At 71.5% G+C, this 16,612-nt stretch carries 14 protein-coding genes and 1 tRNA gene; 12 read left to right on the forward strand and 3 right to left on the reverse strand.

The window, feature by feature from the left end; genetic code table 11:
• The first annotated feature begins 33 nt into the window (after positions 1–33).
• The 4 genes from AMK16_RS16475 to AMK16_RS16490 are packed head-to-tail and all read left to right on the forward strand — an operon-like array spanning position 34 to position 5,198.
• On the forward strand, positions 34–1,524 hold the full coding sequence (locus AMK16_RS16475) for a pyridoxal phosphate-dependent decarboxylase family protein (RefSeq protein ID WP_073915411.1): 1,491 nt from the start codon (positions 34–36) through the stop codon (positions 1,522–1,524).
• A complete protein-coding gene (locus AMK16_RS16480) occupies positions 1,508–2,809 on the forward strand; it encodes a lysine N(6)-hydroxylase/L-ornithine N(5)-oxygenase family protein (protein WP_073915414.1) in 1,302 nt (433 codons plus the stop codon). The genes AMK16_RS16475 and AMK16_RS16480 overlap by 17 nt, the downstream gene beginning before the upstream one ends.
• Positions 2,806–3,420 (forward strand): GNAT family N-acetyltransferase, encoded by a 615-nt coding sequence (locus AMK16_RS16485; RefSeq protein ID WP_073915417.1) that lies wholly within the window; start codon positions 2,806–2,808, stop codon positions 3,418–3,420. The genes AMK16_RS16480 and AMK16_RS16485 overlap by 4 nt, the downstream gene beginning before the upstream one ends.
• Positions 3,417–5,198, forward strand: a complete 1,782-nt coding sequence (locus AMK16_RS16490) for an IucA/IucC family protein (protein ID WP_073915420.1) — start codon at positions 3,417–3,419, stop codon at positions 5,196–5,198. The genes AMK16_RS16485 and AMK16_RS16490 overlap by 4 nt, the downstream gene beginning before the upstream one ends.
• Positions 5,199–5,300: 102 nt before the next feature.
• Here the strand turns inward: AMK16_RS16490 and AMK16_RS16495 are convergent, their stop codons facing one another.
• Entirely contained in the window at positions 5,301–6,893 is a 1,593-nt protein-coding gene (locus AMK16_RS16495) for a beta-N-acetylhexosaminidase (protein WP_073915423.1), read from the reverse strand.
• Positions 6,894–6,945: 52 nt separating this feature from the next.
• Between AMK16_RS16495 and AMK16_RS16500 the strand changes: the two genes are divergently transcribed.
• From AMK16_RS16500 to glmS, 3 genes are all read left to right on the forward strand, one after another.
• Positions 6,946–7,779, forward strand: coding sequence for a DUF4429 domain-containing protein (locus AMK16_RS16500; protein ID WP_073915426.1), 834 nt, complete (start codon positions 6,946–6,948; stop codon positions 7,777–7,779).
• A gap of 97 nt (positions 7,780–7,876) precedes the next feature.
• On the forward strand, positions 7,877–8,152 hold the full coding sequence (locus AMK16_RS16505; RefSeq protein WP_073915429.1) for a hypothetical protein: 276 nt from the start codon (positions 7,877–7,879) through the stop codon (positions 8,150–8,152).
• Between the two features lie 65 nt (positions 8,153–8,217).
• On the forward strand, positions 8,218–10,035 hold the full coding sequence (gene glmS / locus AMK16_RS16510; RefSeq protein WP_073915432.1) for a glutamine--fructose-6-phosphate transaminase (isomerizing): 1,818 nt from the start codon (positions 8,218–8,220) through the stop codon (positions 10,033–10,035).
• Positions 10,036–10,198: 163 nt separating this feature from the next.
• On the opposite strand, the gene AMK16_RS16515 is transcribed toward glmS, so the two are convergent.
• Positions 10,199–10,732 carry a universal stress protein gene (locus AMK16_RS16515; protein ID WP_073915435.1) on the reverse strand — a complete coding sequence of 178 codons (534 nt, stop codon included), beginning with the start codon at positions 10,730–10,732 and terminating at the stop codon, positions 10,199–10,201.
• 332 nt (positions 10,733–11,064) lie between these two features.
• Here AMK16_RS16515 and AMK16_RS38310 point away from each other — a divergent pair, with 332 nt between their 5' ends.
• From AMK16_RS38310 to AMK16_RS16535, 4 genes are all read left to right on the forward strand, one after another.
• Positions 11,065–11,538: a hypothetical protein gene (locus tag AMK16_RS38310; protein ID WP_073915438.1), complete on the forward strand. Its 474-nt coding sequence runs from the start codon at positions 11,065–11,067 to the stop codon at positions 11,536–11,538.
• Between the two features lie 376 nt (positions 11,539–11,914).
• The gene (locus AMK16_RS16525) at positions 11,915–13,087 is read left to right on the forward strand and encodes a helix-turn-helix domain-containing protein (protein ID WP_073915441.1); all 1,173 of its coding nucleotides are present in this window, start codon (positions 11,915–11,917) and stop codon (positions 13,085–13,087) included.
• Between the two features lie 106 nt (positions 13,088–13,193).
• Complete coding sequence (orn, locus tag AMK16_RS16530) at positions 13,194–13,805, forward strand: oligoribonuclease (RefSeq protein WP_073915443.1); 612 nt, start codon at positions 13,194–13,196, stop codon at positions 13,803–13,805.
• A 119-nt stretch (positions 13,806–13,924) separates the two neighbouring features.
• Positions 13,925–13,997 (forward strand) — tRNA-His (locus AMK16_RS16535).
• Between the two features lie 92 nt (positions 13,998–14,089).
• Here the strand turns inward: AMK16_RS16535 and AMK16_RS16540 are convergent.
• Positions 14,090–15,166, reverse strand: a complete 1,077-nt coding sequence (locus AMK16_RS16540) for a LacI family DNA-binding transcriptional regulator (protein WP_073915446.1) — start codon at positions 15,164–15,166, stop codon at positions 14,090–14,092.
• Positions 15,167–15,267: 101 nt separating this feature from the next.
• Between AMK16_RS16540 and AMK16_RS16545 the strand changes: the two genes are divergently transcribed.
• Positions 15,268–16,611: an ABC transporter substrate-binding protein gene (locus tag AMK16_RS16545; protein ID WP_073915450.1), complete on the forward strand. Its 1,344-nt coding sequence runs from the start codon at positions 15,268–15,270 to the stop codon at positions 16,609–16,611.
• Position 16,612 lies beyond the last annotated feature (1 nt).

Here is a 16,612-nt window from a genome sequence, read left to right on the forward strand (position 1 = left end):
CACTCCCCCTCTTGCCTGCCCGGAGGAAAGTTGATGCGTTCGCATCTGCTCAACGAGACGACCGCGGACCTCTACCGGCGTTCCGTCACGGAGGGCGTCGCCCGGGTGGCGGCCAAGATCGCCACCACGGAACGCCCCCACACGGGCATCTCGGTCGGCGAACTCGCCCCGGTCATCAACGGGATCGACCTGGACCGGCCCCTCGAAGACCCGGCCGCCGTCCTCGACGAGCTGGAAGAGGTCTACCTGCGCGACGCGGTGTACTTCCACCACCCGCGCTACCTGGGCCACCTCAACTGCCCCGTCGTCATCCCCGCGGTCCTCGGCGAGGCGGTCCTCTCGGCCGTCAACTCCTCCCTGGACACCTGGGACCAGTCGATCGGCGGCACCCTGATCGAGCGGCGCCTGATCGACTGGACCGCCCGCCGGATCGGTCTCGGCCCCGCCGCCGACGGCATCTTCACCTCCGGCGGCAGCCAGTCCAACTTCCACGCCCTGCTGCTGGCCCGCGACGAGGCATGCCGGCTGGTGATGCAGCACGCCCTCGACGAGGGCCGCGAGCCGGCGAAGGCCGACATCCTGCCGAAACTGCGCATCTTCTCCTCCGAGGCCAGCCACTTCAGCGTCAAAAAGTCGGCCGCCATGCTCGGGCTCGGCTACGAGGCCGTCATCTGCGTCCCCGTCGACCGCAACCGCCGCATGGACGCCTCCCTCCTCGCCCTGGAGCTGGAGAACTGCCGGCGCGAGGGCCTCTTCCCGATGGCCGTCGTCGCCACCGCCGGCACCACCGACTTCGGGTCCATCGACCCGCTCCCCGAGATCGCCCGCCTGGCCGCCGAGCACTCCGTGTGGATGCACGTGGACGCCGCCTACGGCTGCGGACTGCTGGTCTCCCCCACCCGCCGGCACCTCCTCGACGGCATCGAGCACGCCGACTCGGTCACGGTCGACTACCACAAGTCCTTCTTCCAGCCCGTCAGTTCCAGCGCCGTGCTGGTCCGCGACCGCGACACCCTGCGGCACGCCACCTACCACGCTGACTACCTCAACCCGCGCCGCATGGCCGACGAGCAGATCCCCAACCAGGTCGACAAGTCGATCCAGACCACGCGCCGCTTCGACGCGCTCAAGCTCTGGATGACACTGCGCACCATGGGCGCCGACGGCCTCGGCTCGCTCTTCGACGAGGTCATCGACCTGGCCGCCGCCGGCTGGAAGATCATCGACGCCGACCCCCGCTTCGAGGCCGTCGTCGAGCCGCAGATCTCCACCCTGGTCTTCCGTTACGTCCCGGAGGGCGAGGTGCGCGCCGACCTGGCCGACGAGGCCAACCTCCACGCCCGCAAGGCCCTGTTCGCCTCCGGTGAGGCCGTCGTCGCGGGCACCAAGGTGGACGGCCGGCAGTACCTGAAGTTCACCCTGCTCAACCCGCAGACCACGACGGACGACATCTCGGCCGTCCTCGACCTCCTCGCCGCTCATGCCGCGCAGTACCTGGGAGAATCCCTTGCCGTCCACCGCTGAACCCCATGACTTCATCGGCATCGGCCTCGGTCCCTTCAACCTGGGACTCGCCTGCCTGACCGCCCCCATCGACGAGCTCGACGGCCTGTTCATCGAGTCGAAGCCGCACTTCGAGTGGCACGCCGGGATGTTCCTGGACGGCGCGCACCTGCAGACGCCGTTCATGTCGGACCTGGTGACCCTCGCCGACCCGACCTCGCCCTTCTCCTTCCTGAACTACCTGAAGGACAAGGACCGGCTGTACTCCTTCTACATCCGGGAGAACTTCTACCCGCTGCGGACCGAGTACAACGACTACTGCCGCTGGGCCGCCGACCGGCTCGACAACGTCCTGTACTCCACCTCCGTCACCGAAGTCGCCTACGACGAGCGGGCCGGGCTCTACGAGGTCCGCACCGACAAGGGCGACACCCACCGGGCCCGCCGCCTCGTCCTGGGCACCGGCACCACGCCCCACGTCCCGGAGGCGTGCGCCGGCCTCGGCGGCGACTACCTGCACAACTCCGCGTACATGCAGAACAAGGCGGGGCTCCAGAAGAAGAAGTCGATCACCCTGGTCGGCTCGGGCCAGAGCGCGGCCGAGATCTACTACGACCTGCTGGCCGAGATCGACGTCCACGGCTACCAGCTCAACTGGGTGACGCGCTCCCCGCGGTTCTTCCCGCTGGAGTACACGAAGCTGACGCTGGAGATGACCTCCCCCGAGTACGTGGACTACTTCCACGCCCTGCCCGAGGACACCCGCTACCGGCTGGAGAGCGGGCAGAAGAACCTCTTCAAGGGCATCGACGGCGACCTGATCAACGCCATCTTCGACCTGCTCTACCAGAAGAAGGTCTCGATGCCCGGCCCGGTGCCGACCACCCTGCTGACCAACACCTCGCTGAACGCCTCGGCCTACGACACCACCACGGGCACCTACACCCTGGGGCTGCGCCAGGAGGAGCAGGAGCGGGACTTCACCCTCGCCTCCGAGGGCCTGGTCCTGGCGACCGGCTACAAGTACCGCGTCCCGGACTTCCTCACGCCCCTGCGCGGCCGGCTGAACTTCGACGGCCGCGGCAGGCTGGACGCCGCCCGCAACTACAGCGTCGACGTCACGGGCCGGGGGGTCTACCTCCAGAACGGCACGACCCACAACCACTCCCTGACCTCCCCCGACCTGGGCATGGCCGCGTACCGCAACGCGTACATCGTCGCCGAGCTGCTCGGCCGCGAGCACTACAAGGTCGAGAAGTCCATCGCGTTCCAGCAGTTCGCAGCCCCGGAAGGCATGCACGCATGAGCACCACCGGCACCACTGGCAACACCGGCAACACCGACGTCCTGTTCACCCGGACCGATCCGGATCTCGGCACGTTCTCCCTGCGCGCCCTGGACCCGCTCTCGGACGCCGGGCTGCTGCACGGCTGGGTCACCCACCCCAAGGCCTCCTTCTGGATGATGCAGGACGCCTCACTGCCCGACGTCGAGCGCGAGTACATGCGGATCGCCGCCGCCGAACACCACGACGCCTTCCTCGGCTTCCACGAAGGCCGGCCCGCCTTCCTGATGGAGACCTACGACCCGGCGCACCTGGAACTGGCCGGCCTGTACGACGCCCGGCCCGGTGACGTCGGCATGCACTTCCTCGTCGCCCCCGCCGACAGGCCGCTGCACGGTTTCACCCGCGCCGTCATCACCACCGTCATGGCCGCCGTCCTGGCCGACCCGGCCGCCGAGCGGGTCGTGGTGGAGCCGGACGTCCGCAACACCGCCGTCCACGCCCTGAACGAGGCGGTCGGCTTCGTGCCGGAGCGCACCGTCCGCAAGCCGGAGAAGGAGGCCCTGCTGAGCTTCTGCACCCGCGCCCGGTTCGAGGCCGCCACCGGCATCACGACGGGAGAGGCGATATGAGCCTGTCCGACGCCGTCTCCCACCTCACTCCGCAGCTGTGGGCCCGCGCCAACCGCGCGCTGGTCCGCAAGGCGCTGGCGGAGTTCTCCCACGAACGCCTGCTGACCCCGGAACCGCTCGGCGGGGACCGCTACCGCGTCCTGTCCGACGACGGCACGGTCGAGTACCGCTTCAGCGCCGTCCTGCACGCCCTGGACCACTGGTCGGTGGACGGGGAATCGGTCACCCGCCACCGGGACGGCGCCGAACTCCCGCTGGACGCGCTCGACTTCCACATCGAGCTGCGCGGGGCGCTGGGCCTGAGCCCGGAGGTCCTGCCCGTCTACCTGGAGGAGATCTCCTCCACCCTGGCCGGCTCGGGCTTCAAGTACACCAAGCCGCAGGTCCCCGCCGCCGTCCTCGCCAAGTCCTCCTTCCAGGACATCGAGACGGGCATGACCGAGGGGCACCCCTGCTTCGTGGCCAACAACGGCCGCCTCGGCTTCGGCATGCACGAGTACCTCTCCTACGCCCCCGAAGCCGCCAGCCCGGTCCACCTGGTGTGGGTGGCCGCCCGCAGGGACGTCTCCACCTTCACGGCGGGCGCGGGCCTGGACCACGACTCCTTCGTCCGGGCCGAGCTGGGCGAGACGGCCCTGGCCGGGTTCGCCGCGAAGATGAGCGCCCTGGGCCTGGACCTGGCCGACTACCACCTGCTGCCCGTCCACCCCTGGCAGTGGTGGAACAAGACCACGGTCACCTTCGCGGCCGAGATCGCGAGCCGCCGCCTGGTCCTGCTGGGCGAGGGCGAGGACGCCTACCTGGCGCAGCAGTCGATCCGTACCTTCTTCAACACGACCACGCCCACGAAGCACTACGTGAAGACCGCCATCTCGGTCCTCAACATGGGTTTCATGCGGGGCCTGTCGGCCGCCTACATGGAGGCCACCCCCGCGATCAACGACTGGCTCCACCAGCTGATCGAGGGCGACGAGGTCCTGCGGTCGGTGGACTTCTCGATCATCCGCGAGCGCGCGGCGATCGGCTACCACCACCGGCAGTACGAGCGGGCCACCGACCGGTACTCGCCCTACCGCAAGATGCTGGCGGCGCTGTGGCGCGAGTCCCCGGTGAACTCCCTGCGGGAGGGGGAGCGCCTGGCCACCATGGCCTCGCTGCTGCACGTGGACTGCGAGGGCCGCTCGGTGGCGGGCGCCCTGATCGCGGAGTCGGGCCTGACCCCGGCCGAGTGGCTGCGGCACTACCTGCGCGCCTACCTCGTGCCGCTCCTGCACTGCTTCTACCAGTACGACCTCGCCTACATGCCGCACGGCGAGAACACCATCCTCGTCATCGAGGGCGGCGTGGTGAAGCGGGCGATATTCAAGGACATCGCCGAGGAGATCGTGGTCATGGACCCGGACGCCGTGCTGCCGCCGGCGGTCGAGCGGGTCCGCGCGGACGTCCCGGAGGACATGAAGCTGCTGTCCGTCTTCACGGACGTCTTCGACTGCTTCTTCCGCTTCCTCGGCGCGATCCTCGTGGACGAGGGCATCTGCGAGGAGGACACCTTCTGGCGGGCGGTCGCGGACTGCGGGCACGCGTACCAGGAATCGATGCCGCAGCTCGCGGAGCGCTTCGCGCGCCACGACCTCTTCGCCGAGGAGTTCCAGCTCTCCTGCCTGAACCGGCTCCAGCTGCGGAACAACCGGCAGATGGTCGACCTCGCCGACCCCTCGGCGGCCCTCCAGCTCGTCGGCACGCTCAAGAACCCCGTCGCGGCCTTCGCCCGGCGGTGACCGGCCCCGGGCGGGGCGCCCAGACGATCCCCCGGCGCCCCGCCCGGACCGACCTGCCTGCCTGCCTGGAAGGGCCGGACCGGCCCGCCCGGACCGACCCCGTCAGGACCACGGGACGTCCGGCGCCCGGTGGTAGCCGATGTCCTGCGCCGCCAGGCGCGGACCCTGCGCGGCCAGCCGCGCCCGGTAGCCGTCCCAGCCGAGCGCCGCGGCCGGCGACCAGCCCAGCTCCGCCAGTCCCAGCACGCGCGGGAACGCCATGAGCTCCCAGTCGGCCCGCGTCGCGACCGTCTCCGTCCACAGCGGGGCCTCCACGCCCAGGACCGCGGACTGCGGCACCCCGGCCAGGTAGGCCCCCGGGTCCCAGGAGTACGCCCGCTCCACCGGCACGTACCCGGCCCACGCCAGGCCCGGCTTCGTCGCCGGGTCGTACTTCATGTCCAGGTAGAGCCGGTCCGCCGGCGACAGCACCAACGGGTGCCCCGCCTTCGCGGCCGCGGCGACCGCCGCCTTCTCGGCGGCCGGCGTCCGGTCGTGTCCCCAGTACTGGAGCACCGCCCCCCGCGCCGGCCGCGCCGTCGCGAGCTGGTGCCAGGCGACCACCGTCTTGCCGTACCGGCCCACCACCGCCTGCGCGCGGTCCATGAAGGCCGCGTAGTCCGCCGCCGGCGTCGAGTGCGCCTCGTCCCCGCCGATGTGCAGGTAGCGGCCCGGTGTCAGCTCCGCCAGCTCGCCGAGCACCTCGTCGATGAACTCGTACGTGCGCTCCTTGGCGACGCACAGGGAGCTGAAGCCCACCTTGACTCCGGTGTACCGCTCGGGGGCCTTGCCGTCGCAGTTCAGCTCCGCGTAGGAGGCGAGCGCCGCGTTGGTGTGCCCCGGCATGTCGATCTCCGGGACCACCTCGACGTACCGCTCGCCCGCGTACGCGACGAGCTCGCGGTACTCCTCCTTCGTCCAGTGGCCGCCGGGGCCGCCGCCGACCTCGCTGCCGCCCCCGTACGCGGCGAGCCTCGGCCAGGAGTCCACGGCGAGCCGCCAGCCCTGGTCGTCGCTCAGGTGCAGGTGCAGGGTGTTGACCTTGTACTGGGCGAGCTGGTCGACGTACCTCTTCACCTGCTCCACCGGGAAGAAGTGGCGTGCGACGTCGACCATCGCGCCCCGGTAGGCGAAGCGCGGCCGGTCGGTGACCGTCCCGCCCGGCACCGTGCCCGGGCCGGCGGCCGGCACGAGCTGCCGCAGCGTCTGCCCGGCGTGGAAGAGCCCGGCCGGGGTCCGCGCGGTCAGGGTCACGCCGGTCGGGCGGGATTCCAGCCGGTACCCCTCCTGCCCGACGCCTCCGGCACCGGCGTCGAGCCGGAGCCGGATCCCGTCCGCCCCGGCCCCGCCGACGACCGGTAGCGGCAGCCCGCTCGGGCCGCGCAGCTGCTCCGCGAGGAGTTCGCCGACCCGGCGCACCTCCTCGCCGGATCCCGGGGCGGTGCGGATGACCGTGCCCGGTCCGAAGGCGTACCCGGGTCCTTCGGCGCGGGCGGAGACCGGCGCCGGCAGGAGCTGTTCGAAAGGGGCCGGGGCGGCGGGGGGACGGCCGCCGGGCCGGGCCTCGTCACCGTGGGCGGTGGCGCTGCCGCTCGCGAGGGCGGGGGCCGCACCGAGGGCGAGGAGGGTGCCGAGCGCGCGTCGCAGGACTCTCATGGGCCCAGGTATAGGCCACGTGGGCCGCCAGGGGCGGTGCGAGAATCCCTCAATGGCGGAAATCATCCAGAAGGACGGTACGTGGACCTTCGACGGGGACACGGTGCGCATCGTGCCGGGCCGCGACAAGGGGGTGGGCCTGCTGCGCCAGACCCTCGGTGAAGTGGCGGTGCCGCTGGGGGCCGTGGCGGGCGTCAGCTTCGAGCCGGGGCGCAAGGCGGGGCGGCTGCGACTGCGGCTGCGTGACGGCGCGGACCCGCTGCTCCAGGTGACGGGCGGACGGCTGCCGGAGGCGTCCGACCCCTACCGGCTCACCGTGGAGCCGGACCGGACCGGGGTCGCGGAGTACTTCGTGGACGAGGTGCGGGCCGCCCTGCTGCTGGAGCAGGTGGAGACCGGCGCGGCGCGGGAGTACCTGCTGCCGGGGCCGGCGGTGCCGATCACCGTGGGGGCGGGCGACGGGACGGTCGCCTTCGACGGCGACCGGGTGGCACTGGAGTGGAACTGGAAGACGGAGGAAGCCAAGAGCTCCGGCGGGCCGCGTGAATTCCGGATCGGCGACCTGCGGTCGGTGGAGTGGTTCCCGGCGGTGGGTCTGGAGAACGGGTGGATCCGCTTCGCCCTGGCGGGTTCTCCGGCCGCGCCCGCGCCCAAGTACGACCCGTACGCGGTGGAGCTGTTCGGCTTCAGGAAGGACCCGCTGATGGCGCTGGTCGCCGCGGCGGTGGCGGTGCGCCTGCCGCACCCGGCGGCGCCGGGTGCGGCCGCCGAGGACCACGACTCCCTGCTGCGGCGGCTGCGCGAGCTGGGCGAGCTGCACCAGGCGGGGGTCCTCACGGGCGAGGAGTTCACGGCGGCGAAGCAGGCCGTTTTGCGGCGTTTCTAACCGGATCAATCCATTCCTGTGGTCCAGACCAGGAAGATCCTGCCCGGAATCGGGCAGGATCTTTGCGTTCGGCGCTCACAGCCGCCAATATCTACGAGTGCTCGATCGCCGCCCGTCGCATGACGACCTCGTCGACCACCTGGTGCGCAGCACCGCGCTGCAGCGCGGTGAGGCTGCCCGGGTGGTGCTGGACGTGCTCGCGTACTTCGACGAGACGACGGAGGAGTTCGTCCGCCGCCGCCACCGGGAACTGCAGTCCGGCGGAGCGGTCAACGCGGAGATCTTCGAGCGGATCGCGGCGGAACTGCCGCACCGCGCCGTGGCGCCCGCGGAGCTCTCGCTCCGGCAGCTGCGCCGCATCGTCTACGGCTGAGCCGGCGGCCGCAGACGCGGCCGCGGGAGAGCACGGGAACCGAACTTCAGGAGGGGCAGAACCGTATGTGCGGAATCGTCGGTTACATCGGCAAGCGTGACGTGGCACCGCTGCTGCTGGAAGGCCTGCAGCGGCTGGAGTACCGCGGGTACGACTCGGCGGGCATCGTCGTGAACAGCCCGAAGGCCGCCGCCCTGAAGGTGGTCAAGGCCAAGGGGCGGGTCCGCGAGCTGGAGTCCCGGGTCCCCAAGCGCTTCGCCGGCACGACCGGCATCGCCCACACCCGCTGGGCCACGCACGGCGCCCCGAGCGACATCAACTCGCACCCGCACCTCGACGCGGACAACAAGGTGGCCGTCGTCCACAACGGCATCGTGGACAACGCCTCCGAGCTGCGCGCCAAGCTGGAGGCCGACGGCGTCGTCTTCGTGTCGGAGACCGACACCGAGGTGCTCGTCCACCTGATCGCCCGCGCCGAGGCCGACTCCCTGGAGGAGAAGGTCCGCGAGGCGCTCAAGGTCGTCGAGGGCACCTACGGCATCGCCGTCATGCACGCTGACTTCGCCGACCGCATCGTCGTCGCCCGCAACGGCTCCCCGGTCGTGCTGGGCATCGGCGAGAAGGAGATGTTCGTCGCCTCGGACGTCGCCGCGCTGGTCGCCCACACCCGCCAGGTCGTCACCCTCGGCGACGGCGAGATGGCCACCCTGAAGGCCGACGACTTCCGTACCTACACCACCTCCGGTACGAAGACCACCGCCACCCCGGAGACCGTGGAGTGGGAGGCCGCCTCCTACGACATGGGCGGCCACGAAACCTACATGCACAAGGAGATCTCCGAGCAGCCCGACGCGGTCGACCGCGTGCTGCGCGGCCGGATCGACGACCGCTTCAACACCGTGCACCTGGGCGGCCTGAACCTGGACCCGCGCGAGGCGCGCGGCATCCGCCGGGTCAAGATCCTGGGCTGCGGCACCTCCTACCACGCGGGCCTCATCGGCGCCGGCCTCATCGAGGGCATGGCCCGCATCCCCGCGGACGCCGAGCCGGCTTCCGAGTTCCGCTACCGCAACCCGGTCGTGGACCCCGACACCCTCTACATCGCGGTCTCCCAGTCCGGTGAGACGTACGACGTGCTCGCGGCCGTGCAGGAGCTCAAGCGCAAGGGCGCCCGCGTCCTCGGCGTGGTCAACGTGGTCGGCTCCGCCATCGCCCGCGAGGCCGACGGCGGCGTGTACGTGCACGCCGGCCCGGAGGTCTGCGTCGTGTCCACCAAGTGCTTCACCAACACCGTCGTGGCGTTCGCGCTGCTGGCCGTGCACCTGGGCCGCATCCGGGACCTCTCGGTCACCGACGGCAAGCGGATCATCGAGGGCCTGCGCAAGCTGCCCGCGCAGATCCAGGAGATCCTCGACGGCGAGGAGGACATCAAGAAGCTCGCGGCCGAGTACGCCGAGGCCAAGTCGATGATGTTCATCGGCCGGGTGCGCGGTTACCCGGTGGCGCTGGAGGCCTCCCTCAAGCTCAAGGAGATCTCCTACATCCACGCCGAGGCCTACCCCGCCTCCGAGCTCAAGCACGGTCCGCTCGCGCTGATCGAGCCGGAGCTGCCGACGGTCGCGATCGTCCCGGACGACGACCTGCTGGAGAAGAACCGCGCGGCGCTGGAGGAGATCAAGGCCCGCAGCGGCCGGATCCTGGCGGTCGCGCACCGCGAGCAGGAGAAGGCGGACCACACCATCCTCGTGCCCAAGAACGAGGACGAGCTGGACCCGATCCTCATGGGCATCCCGCTCCAGCTGCTCGCCTACCACACCGCCCTCGCGCTGGGCCGGGACATCGACAAGCCGCGCAACCTGGCGAAGTCCGTCACGGTCGAATAGCGGGCAGCGGCCGGCTCCGCCGCCGGCCGCCCGGCATGGGAACGGCCCCCGGGAACCTTGGAGACCAAGGGCCCGGGGGCCTCGCGCGTCGCGCGCGCTCAGATCCAGGGCCGTGCCCGAGGGTTAACGCGGGTGCACAACCGCACAATCGACTTGCGTGCCGTCACGGAATGACGACGACCGGTCGCTGTGCGCGCTTGGCCAGCCGGCCGGCCACCGAGCCGAAGATCCGCCCGACGATGCCGTGGGTGGAGCCCACGACGATCGCGTCGGCCGAGTACTCGTGGCCGACTTCTTCCAGCTCGTGGCAGATGTCGCCGCCCCGCTCGACCAGGATCCAGGGGACCTCGGTCAGGTAATCCGCGCAGGCGAGCTCCAGCCCGAGCACTTCGGTGCGGTGGTCCGGCACGTCCACGAAGACCGGGGGCTCACAGCCGGCCCACACCGTGGTGGGCAGCCGGTTGGCGACATGGACGATGATCAGACCCGCTCCGGAGCGCCGGGCCATGCCGATGGCGTACGCGAGGGCGCGCTCGCTGGACGTGGAGCCGTCGAATCCCACGACGACCCCGTGCCGGAAGGCCGGATCGCAGGGCAGGCGCGTCTGTTCCACCGCGCGCAGATCGGCGGCCGACGCGGGGTCGGCGAGGCGCTTGCGCTTGCGGTCCGCGGGTTCGGGCAATTCGTGACCGGCCATGGGTGTCTCGGCGAGGAGGTCCTTGGAGGAAGGAACAAGCGGAAATCGGCGACGCTGGGTGACGGAGCTCTTGTCCGGGAAGCATCTTCCCAAGCCCCTACCCACCAGGGTACGGCGACACCCCAGTCCTGCACAGGGCTTGCCGCCCTTGGAGAGCGTCCCAGGGAGCATGCCGGAGCGAGCGCTCCTTTGCAATGGCCGCTGGCCCCTACAGGCAGTGACGATCCACCCGGGTGCCACCCGGGTGCCACCCGTGCGCGCAGTGACCGAGCCGTGCCGAGCGGCGTTGGGCATGAGTCCGTCCGTCAGGAAGCGCCCGCAGGGAGTACGCCGTGCCCGGCCATCCGGTCCGCCCCGTCCAGCCCGCCCAGCCGACCCGGACCACCCGGTCCGCGCCGTCCGCGCCGTCCGCCCGGCCCCCCGCCCCCTCCCCTTCCCGCACGACGCACCGCGCCCCCTCGCACCGCTCCCCCCTCCACCCGGCCGCGCACCGCGCCGGGCGCCACCACGACGACCCCGCGGGCGACGTCGTGCGCTGGGCTGCCTTCAGCTGCCTGCTGGTCCCCGTGGTCCTCGTCGTCTACGGGACCTCCTTGGGCGGGGCCGCCGTCGCGACCCTCGGCCTGCTCGCCGTCACGGCCGCCTGCCGGACGCTGCTGCGCCGGTCCGAGAAGGCGGAGCGGGCCACCGCGCGCGTCCCGGCGCACGAGCGCGTCGCCTCCGCCCACCGCGGCCGGCACTCGCGCGGCGGGCCCCCGGCGCACCGCGGCTGTGGCGGCTCCGGACCGCTCCCCTCGCACGACTGACTCATTCGCACACCCACACCCGCACGTTTTCAGCCAACTTCCCGGCAGGGTGCCCCCCTTGCCGGAATGTCCCCCCAACCCCCCCACCACCAGCGACGACAGACGTCGGGGAGCGCCATGACCCTACGGGTACTGGCCACGACCGGACGGGACGCTTCCCACCCCGGTAGCGGAGTGGAACGCTTCCTGATCGAATGCTTTTCGCCAAGTTGAGAAGTCGACATAGCGCTGCGTGCTGAACTTGTCACGCCGACACCACGGGACGCAGTAGATTCGATCATGTATTTACGGCGGGGGATCCACGTGCAAGGCCGAGGGGAAACGTGCAGGTGCGACCAGACCAAGGAGTCGCGACACCCAAGGGGGGCTTAGCGCCATGAGCCAGGATTCCACCGCCGTCGTCGCAGACGCGGGCCGGAAACTCGCGGGGCGTCGCCGCAGGGAGATCGTCGCGGTGCTGCTCTTCAGCGGCGGACCGATCTTCGAGAGCTCAATTCCACTTTCCGTGTTCGGCATTGACCGGCAGGACGCGGGAGTTCCACGCTACCGATTGCTCGTGTGCGCCGGGGAGGACGGTCCGCTCAGGACCACCGGCGGACTCGAACTGACCGCGCCGTACGGGTTGGAGGCGATCGCCCGGGCAGGCACGGTCGTCGTTCCCGCGTGGCGTTCCATCACTTCACCGCCGCCTCCGGAGGCGCTCGACGCACTGCGTCTGGCGCACGAGGAGGGTGCCCGGATCGTCGGACTGTGCACGGGGGCCTTCGTGCTCGCCGCCGCCGGTCTGCTGGACGGCCGGCCCGCGACGACGCACTGGATGTACGCGCCGACGTTGGCCAAGCGGTACCCGTCCGTCCATGTCGACCCGCGCGAACTGTTCGTCGACGACGGCGACGTGCTCACCTCCGCGGGCACCGCGGCCGGGATCGACCTGTGCCTGCACATCGTGCGCACGGACCACGGCAGCGAGGCGGCCGGGGCCCTGGCCCGCAGGCTCGTCGTCCCGCCGCGCCGCACCGGCGGGCAGGAGCGCTACCTCGACCGGTCGCTGCCGGAGGAGATCGGCGCCGACCCGCTGGCCGAGGTCGTCGCCTGGGCGCTGGAACACCTCCACGAGCAGTTCGACGTGGAGACGCTGGCGGCCCGTGCCTACATGAGCAGGCGCACCTTCGACCGCCGGTTCCGCTCGCTGACCGGCAGCGCGCCGCTCCAGTGGCTGATCACCCAGCGGGTGCTCCAGGCACAACGGCTGCTGGAGACCTCCGACTACTCGGTCGACGAGGTCGCCGGACGCTGCGGGTTCCGCTCGCCGGTCGCCCTGCGCGGGCACTTCCGGCGGCAGCTGGGGTCCTCCCCGGCCGCCTACCGCTCCGCCTACCGGGCACGCCGGCCGCAGGCCGACGTGGCGCAGGTGTCGCAGCTCTCCGAGAGCCCGGTCCCGCACCAGCGCACGCCCCAGCCCCAGCGGGCGGCGGCGGCCCTGGCCGCCGCGGGCCCGACGGTGACAGAGCTGTACGCCCCGGGCCGGGCCCTGCGGGAACACGCGTAACCCTCACGACGGGTACGGCGCGCGGAGGTCCTCCACCGGTCACCACCGGTGGGGGACCTCCCGCGTGGGCGGTCCGCCGCCTGGGGGACCGCATAAGGTGGGACACATGAACGATCGCATGGTGTGGATCGACTGCGAGATGACCGGGCTCTCGTTGACGGACGACGCACTTATCGAGGTGGCCGCACTGGTCACCGACTCGGAGCTCAACGTGCTCGGCGACGGTGTGGACATCGTGATCCGCCCGCCGGACGCGGCCCTGGAGACCATGCCCGATGTGGTGCGCGAGATGCACACCGCTTCCGGACTGCTCGACGAGCTGGCCGGCGGGACCACCCTCGCGGACGCCGAGGCCCAGGTCCTGGCCTACGTGCGCAAGCACGTCAAGGAGCCGGGCAAGGCACCGCTCTGCGGGAACTCGGTCGGCACCGACCGCGGATTCCTGCTGCGCGACATGGCCGCGCTGGAGAGCTACATGCACTACCGGATCGTGGACGTGTCCTCGGTCAAGGAGCTGGCGCGCCGCTGGTACCCGCGGGCCTACTTCAACAGCCCCCCGAAGAACGGCAACCACCGGGCGCTGGCGGACATCAAGGAGTCCATCGCGGAGCTGCGCTACTACCGGGAGGCGGTCTTCGTCCCGCAGCCCGGGCCCGACTCGGACACCGCGCGGAGCATCGCCGCCAAGCACGTCGTGCCGGGCGCCGGCGCCCCCTGAGGGCTGTCCCGCAATCCCCGGCACCCCCCCCGGAGAGGGGGGCGGGGAAAGGGTGGAGCGAGCACCCCCCGGGACCCTGTAACCTTTTCTTCGGCCGGTCGCTCACGCGACCGGACATGGTGGGTGTAGCTCAGTTGGTAGAGCACCTGGTTGTGGTCCAGGTGGCCGCGGGTTCAAGTCCCGTCACTCACCCTGTGAAGCACTGAGGGCCCCGGTACGCGCGAGCGGACCGGGGCCCCCGTGCGTACGGCCCCGTGCGTGCGGCCCCGTGCGCGTGCGAGCCGTCAGGACGACTCCCGGACCACCAGCCGGTTCGGCAGTATGACGGCGGGCACGCCCTCGCCGTGCTCCGCCGTCCGGCCCTGCGCACCGGGCTCCGCCGGCCCTGCGGCCTCGCCCGCGATCCGCTCCAGCAGCAGCCGCGCCATGGTCCGGCCCATCTCCTCGATCGGCTGGCGGACGCTGGTCAGCGGCGGGTCCATGTGCCGGGCCACCACCGAGTCGTCGAAGCCGACCAGCGCCACCTCCTCGGGGATCCGGCGCCCGGCCGCCCGCAGTTCCCACCGGGCGCCCGCCGCCATCACGTCCGAGGCCGCGAAGACCGCGTCGATCGCCGGACGGCGTTCCAGCAGCTCGCGCATGGCCCGGCGGCCGCCGTCCTCGGTGAAGTCACCGACCGCGATCAGCTCCTCCTCGACGCGGTGCCCGGCGGCGGCCAGGGCTTCCCGGTAGCCGTCGAGGCGGCACTGGGCCCCGTACACGTCCGGCGGCCCCGCGATGGTGGCGATGACCCGGCGGCCCCGGCCGAGCAGGTGGCGCACCGCCTCGGCCGCGCCCGCCAGGTTGTCGGAGTCCACGGAGGGCAGGCTCTCGGCGGCCGAGCGGCGGCCGCTGATCACCGTCGGGATGCCGAGCTCGGCCAGCAGCTCCGGCAGCGGGTCCCCTGCGTGCACGGAGACCAGCAGCACCCCGTCGACCCGGTGCCCGGAGAGGTACTGGGCCAGGCGGCGGCGCTCGCGTGCACTGCCGGCCAGGGTGAGCACGAGCTGGACGTCGGTCTCCGCGAGGGCCGCGCCGACCCCGCGGACCACGTCCGAGAAGTACGGCTCGGCGAAGAAGCGCGCCTCCGGCTCCGGGATCACCAGAGCGATGGCGTCCGTGCGGTTGGCCGCGAGTGCCCGCGCCGCACGGTTGGGCACGTACCCCAGCTCGGCGACGGCGGCCTCGACGGCGGCCCTGGTGTGCTCGCTGACCTTGGAAGAACCGTTGATCACCCGGGAGACCGTGCCGCGCCCGACTCCGGCGCGTGCCGCGACCTCTTCCAGGGTCGGCCGTCCCCCGCTGCGCCCAAACCCGTTCATGGCTTCCTCCCAGTTGTGAATCTACCTCTTGACGTTCGTGGGAGCGCTCCCACACTGTGGCACACGACACCGGCACGTCCCGTCCTTCAGGGAGGATGCACATGCGAGCCCATACCCGAGTCCGAAGAAGTCTCGTCACCACGGTCACCGCGGTGGGAGCCGCTGCCCTGCTGCTCGCGGGGTGCGCGCAGGATGCGGCCGACTCCCCCACCAAGGGGACTGCGTCCGCTTCCGGCGACAAGGCCCAGACCACCCTCACCGTCGGGGTCTTCGGAGCCTTCGGCCTCCAGGAGGCCGGTCTCTACGACGAGTACACGGCCCAGAATCCGGGGATCAAGATCGAGCAGACCTCGATCGAGCGGAACGAGAACTACTACCCGCAGCTCCTGACCCACCTGGGCACCGGCAGCGGACTCGCGGACATCCAGGCCGTCGAGGTCAACAACATCGCCGAGATCACCGCCACCCAGGCCGACAAGCTGGTCGACCTGGGCAAGACGCCGGGCGTGGACAAGGCCGCGTACCTGCCCTGGAAGTGGGCGCAGGGCACGGCGAGCGCCGCCAAGGGCGGGGCCACCGTCGGTCTCGGCACCGACATCGGGCCGCAGGGGATCTGCTACCGCAAGGACCTCTTCGAGGCGGCCGGGCTGCCCAGCGACCGCGCGGCGGTCGGGGCGCTGTGGGCGGGCGACTGGAACAAGTACCTGGAGGCGGGCAAGGCGTACAAGGCGAAGGCCGGGGAGGCGAAGGCCTTCGTCGACTCCGCCTCGGGCGTCATGACGGCGGTGACCGGCGGCAGCGCCCAGCGGTTCTACGACGAGCAGGGCAAGGTCGTCTACAAGACCAACCCGGCGGTGCGCGGGGCCTTCGACCTGGCGGCCTCATTCGCGACCGAGGGGCTGAGCGCCAAGCTCCAGCAGTTCACCCCGACCTGGGACCAGGGCTTCGCCAACGGCGCGTTCGCGACGGTCTCCTGCCCGGCCTGGATGCTCGGCTACATCCAGGACAAGGCGGGCCCGGCGGGCAAGGACAAGTGGGACGTGGCGCAGGCGCCGAAGCCCAGCAACTGGGGTGGTTCCTTCCTGGTCGTGCCGAAGGCGGGCAAGCACGCCGAGGAGGCGGCGAAGCTCGCGGCCTGGCTGACGGCCCCGGCGCAGCAGGCCCGGCTCTTCGAGAAGCGGGGCAGCTTCCCGAGCGCGAGCGCCGCGTACAAGCTGCCGTCGGTGTCGGGCGCGCAGCACCCGTACTTCGGCGGTGCCCCGATCGGGGAGATCTTCGCCCGGGCCGCGGAGGGGATTCCGGTGACGGTGGTCGGGCCCAAGGACCTGGTGATCGCGCAGAACCTGGCGGACATCGGGATGCTCCAGGTCGACCAGAAGGGCCGCAGCCCGCAGGAGGGCTGGGAGGCCGCGGTGAAGGCGATCGACAACGCCTTGGACCAGTGAG

Origin of the sequence: Streptomyces sp. CB00455 (assembly GCF_001905445.1) — a bacterium.
GTDB lineage: Bacteria > Actinomycetota > Actinomycetes > Streptomycetales > Streptomycetaceae > Streptomyces.

Coding starts and splice junctions, on each gene's coding strand:
- orn (WP_073915443.1), top strand. CDS start 13,194: ATGAACGATCGCATGGTGTGGATCGACTGCGAGATGACCGGGCTCTCG.
- AMK16_RS16475 (WP_073915411.1), top strand. CDS start 34: ATGCGTTCGCATCTGCTCAACGAGACGACCGCGGACCTCTACCGGCGT.
- AMK16_RS16545 (WP_073915450.1), top strand. CDS start 15,268: ATGCGAGCCCATACCCGAGTCCGAAGAAGTCTCGTCACCACGGTCACC.
- AMK16_RS16495 (WP_073915423.1), bottom strand. CDS start 6,893: ATGAGAGTCCTGCGACGCGCGCTCGGCACCCTCCTCGCCCTCGGTGCG.
- AMK16_RS16525 (WP_073915441.1), top strand. CDS start 11,915: ATGAGCCAGGATTCCACCGCCGTCGTCGCAGACGCGGGCCGGAAACTC.
- AMK16_RS16490 (WP_073915420.1), top strand. CDS start 3,417: ATGAGCCTGTCCGACGCCGTCTCCCACCTCACTCCGCAGCTGTGGGCC.
- AMK16_RS16515 (WP_073915435.1), bottom strand. CDS start 10,732: ATGGCCGGTCACGAATTGCCCGAACCCGCGGACCGCAAGCGCAAGCGC.
- AMK16_RS16500 (WP_073915426.1), top strand. CDS start 6,946: ATGGCGGAAATCATCCAGAAGGACGGTACGTGGACCTTCGACGGGGAC.
- AMK16_RS16540 (WP_073915446.1), bottom strand. CDS start 15,166: ATGAACGGGTTTGGGCGCAGCGGGGGACGGCCGACCCTGGAAGAGGTC.
- AMK16_RS16485 (WP_073915417.1), top strand. CDS start 2,806: ATGAGCACCACCGGCACCACTGGCAACACCGGCAACACCGACGTCCTG.
- glmS (WP_073915432.1), top strand. CDS start 8,218: ATGTGCGGAATCGTCGGTTACATCGGCAAGCGTGACGTGGCACCGCTG.